This is a genomic window from Massilia sp. Root335 (assembly GCF_001425685.1).
GTDB lineage: Bacteria > Pseudomonadota > Gammaproteobacteria > Burkholderiales > Burkholderiaceae_D > Telluria > Telluria luteola.
Window position 1 is genome coordinate 396,606 of record NZ_LMCY01000003.1, and the last position, 4,003, is coordinate 400,608.

The window sequence follows — 4,003 nt, forward strand, 5'->3', positions numbered from 1 at the left end:
CGGGTCGCGCCTGCCGCTGTCGATCGGCGCGCTGCTCGTCGCCGGTGGATTCCTGCTGGGCACGCGCATCGGTCCCGGCCATTATGCGGCGACCGTACTGCCCGCGATCCTCGTCATCGCCGTCGGCATGGCGTGCGTGGCGGCGCCGCTGACGACGGCCGTGCTGTCGTCCGTCGACGGTAGCCACACGGGCATCGCGTCCGGTTTCAACAGCGCCGTCGCGCGCGGCGGCGGGCTCATCGCGACGGCACTGCTGGGCGTCGTGCTGACGGCGCAGGGCCACGCGCTGCTGGCGCCGTTCCACGCGGCGATGGTCGTGTGCGCGGCCAGCGCGCTGGCCTCGTCCGTCTGCGCCTTCCTCTGGGTCAGGAGCGACGGCGTCAAGCCTTCACATTGACCGAGGCGGGAAACGTGGGCGGACGGCGGCGCCGGCTGGCCTGCTCGTACGCATAGGCCATCGCGATCAAGGCCGCCTCGCTCCAGGCGCCGCCGACGAACGACAAGCCGACGGGCAGGCCGTGCACCTGGCCGGCCGGCACCGTCACGTGCGGATAGCCGGCCACGGCCGCGGGCGACGAAAAGCCGGGGCCGTCGTGGTCGCCGTTGATGTAGTCGGTGAGCCAGGCCGTGCCGCCGGTCGGCGCGACGAGCGCATCCAGCTTTTCCTCGCGCAGGATCCGGTCGATGCCCTCGGCGCGGCTGTAGCGGCGGTTGTCGGCGAGGGCGTCGCGGTAGGCCCTGGCGTCGAGGCCCGACCTGGCCTGGGCGGCAATCAAATGTTCCTGGCCGAAGTGGCGCAATTCCTGCGCGGCGTGCCGGTCATTGAAGGCGATCAGGTCGGCCATCGTCCTGATCGGCGCATGCGCCGCGTAGCGCGCCAGGTACGCCTCCAGGTCGGGCCGGAATTCGGACAGCAGCACTTCCAGTTCGGTGTCGCCGTATTTGTCGGCATTCGGCAGTTGCACGTCGACGAGCGTCGCGCCCTGGGCCTGCAGGACGGCCAGCTCGGCGGTAATGACGGCATCGACCGCCGGATGGTTCCCGAAGAAATTACGCGCCACGCCCAGGCGCTTGCCCTGCAGACCGTCGGTGCGCAGGGCCGCGGCATAGTCGCCCGGCTTGTCCTCGCCTGTCTGCGTCGCAGCATCGTCCGGATCGGCGCCGGCGATGGCGGCGAGCAGCAGCGCGGCGTCGGCGACGGTGCGCGTCATCGGGCCGGCCGTGTCCTGGGAATGGGCGATGGGAATGATGCCGCTGCGGCTGACGAGTCCCAAGGTCGGCTTGATGCCGACGATGCCGCAGATCGACGCCGGCGACACGATCGAGCCGTCCGTCTCCGTGCCGATCGCGAGCGTCGCGAGCCCGGCCGCCATCGCGGCGCCGGCGCCCGAACTGGAACCACTCGTGTTGCGGTCCAGCGCATACGGATTGCGCGTCTGGCCGCCGCGTCCGCTCCAGCCGCTGACGGAATGCGTCGACCGCATGTTCGCCCATTCGGACAGATTGGTCTTGCCGAGGATGACGGCGCCGGCCGCGCGCAGGCGTGCCGCGACGAACGCGTCGCGCGTGGCGCGCACGCCGTCCAGCGCGAGCGAGCCGGCGCTCGTGCTCATCCTGTCGCCCGTCGCGATATTGTCCTTGAGCAGGACGGGGATGCCGTGCAACGGCCCGCGCACCTTGCCCGCGCGGCGCTCGCCGTCGAGGTCGGCGGCGATGTTCAGGGCGTCGGGATTCAGTTCGATGATGGCGTTGAGGCGCGGCCCCGCCTTGTCGAGGGCGGCGATGCGTGCCAGGTAGCGCTGCACGAGCGTCTTCGACGTCAGCTTGCCCCGTTCCATCAACGCCTGCTGCGCGCGCACGTCGGCGTCGAGCACGGCGTCGAGGTCCTTGCCCCCGGCCGCGGTCGGCATGCCGGCCGCGGCGCCGGCCGCCAGTCCCAGTCGAACGAAATCCCTGCGATCCATGTGACCTCCCCCGAGAATGCCCCAGCATAACAGCCGAGCCGGACGCACGGACGAAAAAAAACGCTGCCCGGCGGACAGCGTTTTTTTCGGGAGCGGGTCGGCTTAGTTGCGGACGACGCGCTTGTATTCGGCGGTACGGGTATCGATCTCGATCGTGTCGTCCTGGTTGACGAACAGCGGCACCTGGATGGTGAACTGCTTGGCTTCGATGGCGTTCTCGATCTTGGCTTCCTTCAGGACGTTGCCCGAGGTATTGCCCTTGACGGCCGGTTCCGTGTAGATGATCTGGCGTGCGATGGTGATCGGCAGTTCGACCGAGATGGCCTTGCCGTCGTAGAACACGGCTTCGCATTCCATACCGTCTTTCAGGTAGTTGATGGCGTCGCCCATGTTTTCTTCTTCGATTTCGTACTGGTTGTACTCTTCATCCATGAAGACGTACAGCGGGTCGGCGAAGTACGAGTAGGTCACCGGCTTCTTGTCCAGGACGACGACGTCGAACTTGTCGTCGCCGCGGAACACGTTTTCCAGCGGCGCGTTGGTGAGAAGATTCTTCATCTTCCACTTGTACGTGAAGCCCGTGCGGCTCGAGCCATTGACGTCGGAGCGCAGCACGATGAAAGGCTTGGCATCAACCATGATGATGTTGCCGACACGGATTTCTTTTGCGGGTTTCATAGGGAGGGTTTTAACCTAAAAATGAGTTGCAGTAATCAAGCATGATACCATGTTCCTCGCCCGTCGCCTACCGCAGCGACCGGGCGAAATCCAGCAGATTGCTCACCAAGTCGCCATTCGCCAACATCAGCGTTTGCCATTCGATATTGCGTTCGGTAATTGCGGGCAATCCGGCTTGCAAGGACGTCCACAGGGCCGGCCAATCGGTCGGCGCATCCTCTTCCACGCCATTCCAGCGCAGGGAAAAATCGATCAGGCCAGGCAGGTTCGCCGCGTACTTGTGCAGGAACGCGCGGAGTTTAACATGATGCAAGTTTTCATCTTGCGGATAAATGTGCCAAATAAATGGTCGTCCCGCCCATTGCGCGCGCACCCAGGAATCCTCGCCCCGGACGAAGTTCAGGTCGCATGACCACAGCAGGCGATCGTAGTCTTCCTGCGACAGGAACGGGATCACGCGGACGCTCAGGCTGCCGCGCGTGGCGTGTGCGCCCGGCACCGGTTCGGCACCGAGGAAATCGCCCACCTGCGCGCGCGCGACGCCCTGCGGCACGAGGCATGTGAGCGGCCGTCCGCCGTCGCGCCAGACCGCGAACAGGTCCGCCAGCGGCGCCTGCGGGTAACAGAACAGGCTGACCGTCGGCGCCGCCTGCTCGTCCGCCGTGACGCCGAGCCGCGCGAGGAAACCGGCGCGCGCCGCCGGGTCCGCCTGGAACCGGTCGCGCGCAGCGAGCAGGTTGCGCTCGCGCAGCAGGCCGCCCGTCTGCGGCGTAAATCCGGGAAAGAAGAAATGCTTGGTCAGCTTGAGGCGCGGGTGCATCGACGGCAGCGTGTGGCAACCTTCGACCCACGCCTCGGCGCTGAGGCCTTCGTAATTGATCCACACGGGACGCGGCTCGCACTGCGCCATCGCGGCGATATAGCCCGGCGGGATGTCGACGCCGAAGAACTCGATCACGATGTCGGCCACGTCGGCCGGCGCGAACGCGTCGTCCTGGCCGCGCCAGTGGACGACGCGCACGCCGTCCACGATCTGCGTATCGGCATCGATGGCGACGGACGGCCAGATGCGCCGGAAGCTGGCGAGATCGTCGACCCACAGGGTCACCGCGATGCCATGTTCGCCATGCAGCTGCCGCGCGAGGCGCCAGCAGATGCCGATGTCGCCGAAGTTGTCGACCACCTTGCAGAAGATGGCGAGTGTCGTGGAGCGTTGATCGAGATGCATGGTTAGCGGACCCAAAAGAAAAACCGGAGCACCTGTCCGCGCATGCGCGTTGGTCTGCTCCGGCTTTTGACTGGCGTCCCCACGGGGATTCGAACCCCGGTACTCACCGTGAAAGGGTGATGTCCTAGGCCTC

3 protein-coding genes and 1 pseudogene are annotated in these 4,003 nt (G+C 66.5%); 1 reads left to right on the forward strand and 3 read right to left on the reverse strand.

Translation table 11 applies throughout. The features are described 5' to 3' along the window. A pseudogene (locus ASC93_RS32700) lies at positions 1-397 on the forward strand (MFS transporter); the annotation flags it as partial. On the opposite strand, the gene ASC93_RS02145 reads toward ASC93_RS32700, so the two are convergent. The 3 genes from ASC93_RS02145 to earP form a co-directional block, all read right to left on the reverse strand. Continuing rightward, on the reverse strand, positions 381-1,964 hold the full coding sequence (locus tag ASC93_RS02145) for an amidase (protein ID WP_056436205.1): 1,584 nt from the start codon (positions 1,962-1,964) through the stop codon (positions 381-383). The pseudogene ASC93_RS32700 and the gene ASC93_RS02145 overlap by 17 nt on opposite strands. A gap of 102 nt (positions 1,965-2,066) precedes the next feature. Next, positions 2,067-2,642 (reverse strand): elongation factor P, encoded by a 576-nt coding sequence (locus ASC93_RS02150; protein WP_056436208.1) that lies wholly within the window; start codon positions 2,640-2,642, stop codon positions 2,067-2,069. Between the two features lie 67 nt (positions 2,643-2,709). After that, a complete protein-coding gene (gene earP, locus ASC93_RS02155) occupies positions 2,710-3,870 on the reverse strand; it encodes an elongation factor P maturation arginine rhamnosyltransferase EarP (RefSeq protein ID WP_056436211.1) in 1,161 nt (386 codons plus the stop codon). Positions 3,871-4,003 lie beyond the last annotated feature (133 nt).

Bases quoted from the DNA above. Each gene is read 5' to 3' on its own strand.
- ASC93_RS02150 (WP_056436208.1), bottom strand. From the start codon at position 2,642: ATGAAACCCGCAAAAGAAATCCGTGTCGGCAACATCATCATGGTTGAT.
- earP (WP_056436211.1), bottom strand. From the start codon at position 3,870: ATGCATCTCGATCAACGCTCCACGACACTCGCCATCTTCTGCAAGGTG.
- ASC93_RS02145 (WP_056436205.1), bottom strand. From the start codon at position 1,964: ATGGATCGCAGGGATTTCGTTCGACTGGGACTGGCGGCCGGCGCCGCG.